Consider the following 1,742-nt stretch of genomic DNA (forward strand, 5'->3'; position numbering starts at 1 on the left):
CAGGAATTCAGCTTAAAAATAAATTAGCGTGATGCTCTGATTTTTGGGCATAGGAGTCCCTTCCTTCCAAAAATCCATGGAAGGAGCCTTTCATATATCCGTTTATCTTTTATCCTCCTTTCCTTTTACATTGAAAGCCCTGATTCCAGCAGAGCAGGGCATCTCTGTGGTTTGTCAATCGAACCTTACCTGTACTTTTTTACCGAGCAGTTTCTCCACCGGCCTTGGATCAATATCGGTGTAGACGAGCATGTTCCGTATCCTTTCGAATATTTTCAGGATGGAAACACTTCCGGCGGTCAGTTTTTTGACCTTCTTTTCCAACAGGGTGAGCTGTTCTACCATATGGGCGATCTGGAGGCACTGGTAGTAGTTTTTGAGTGCGTTGTAGTCCTTCCTGCTGTAGCTGTGTTCAAGGTTGTAGCCCAGGTTTTTCTGGGTGTTGAAGCCTTCGTTTTCTATCTTCCAGCGCAGGCGTCCCGTCATGGCGAGCTCTCCCGCCCGCACGGGGTCCGCCACCGGGATGTTTGTGATCCAGGAAAACCTGCCGCCGGCTTCCTCCACGCCTATCCAGCTGAGCGGGTAGCCCGCATACTCCAGGTCTCCCAGGTAGGATAGCGAGCCCCCGGGCCGGGCTGTTCTGACCCTGTCGGGACGCAGCAGGATCTCCTCGCCCAGATCCCTGAGTACCCCCTCTTTGACTACCAGCATAAAGTCCCACCCGCTGGCCCGGCAGATCTCCATCACGGGTGCGTTGGCATAGAGTGCGTCGGCAAGGATGAGCATGGGAAGCCTCGGGTAAAGCTCCTTTAACCTGACGGACAGCCGTTTGAAGGCGGCCAGTTCACAGTCCTGCTTGTCATGGTGCCCCTCCGCGTTGTTCTCAAGCCAGACGCTGGCCAGGCTGACGGCGAAGCCGTTGGGGGCAACCAGTTTGGCTTCCAGCACCGCGTGGGAGTAGGAGACCACCCCGTTCTTGGACGTCCTGGACAGGCAGCTTCCGCTGTAGTCCCCGTCCAGGCTGTGGGTGCCCGTGGCGTCTACGGCCACCGCGTGTTTGCCGTCACGGCGGTGGGAATGGAACACCTTGCGGGCGACCAGCACCCTGACCAGGGACGCCTTGAGCCGCTGCAGGTCTTCGGGGTCCACCCGCACGAGCACGTCGTTGAAGGTGTCCCCGTGGGTCAGGCGGATGCCCAGAAGCCTGCGGATGTTGCGCGAGAAGACGGGTTCCTCCCTGTCCCGGTTGTAGCTGTTGCGGGAGCCTTCCCGGAGAAGGAACATCATGACAGCCGAGAGGATTGCCTCGTTCAGCCGGTAGGTTTTGCCCCTGTTGTCCCGCAGGTCGGCCACGTGGCTGTCTATGCGCGAACAGATGTCGGGGAAAAACTGCCGGACGGCCCTGACGAGCTGGAGGCCGACTTTGGCGGAGATTTTACTTGCGGGTACTGACTTTTTCTGTGTTTTCCTTATATATCCAAAGTCAAGTGTTTTTTTGAAAAAAACACCCCGAAAAAGTGGATTAAAGGCCGGAAAGAGGTATATTTAGACATGAAAAAAGGCGCCCAGCCAAAAACAAAGCACCTTTTTTCGATAAAATTAAACTTCTAATAATGAAGCTTTTAGGAAATCCCTCCCGATGGAGGGGTGTGACCATGTCACAAAAATAGCACGAAAAATAGTATCCAAAAGCTTTCCAATCGATTAATTTACAGACCAATTATTTTTAAGCGTAATCGCTG

Annotated in this window: 1 protein-coding gene; it reads right to left on the minus strand. The window is 53.9% G+C overall.

Annotated elements, in window-relative coordinates; genetic code table 11:
• Positions 1-174: 174 nt before the first annotated feature.
• Positions 175-1,353 (minus strand): hypothetical protein, encoded by a 1,179-nt coding sequence (locus tag ADIS_RS17625; RefSeq protein WP_010856021.1) that lies wholly within the window; start codon positions 1,351-1,353, stop codon positions 175-177.
• Positions 1,354-1,742 lie beyond the last annotated feature (389 nt).

It is taken from the genome of Lunatimonas lonarensis, from assembly GCF_000390185.1.
In the GTDB taxonomy this organism is placed as follows: domain Bacteria; phylum Bacteroidota; class Bacteroidia; order Cytophagales; family Cyclobacteriaceae; genus Lunatimonas; species Lunatimonas lonarensis.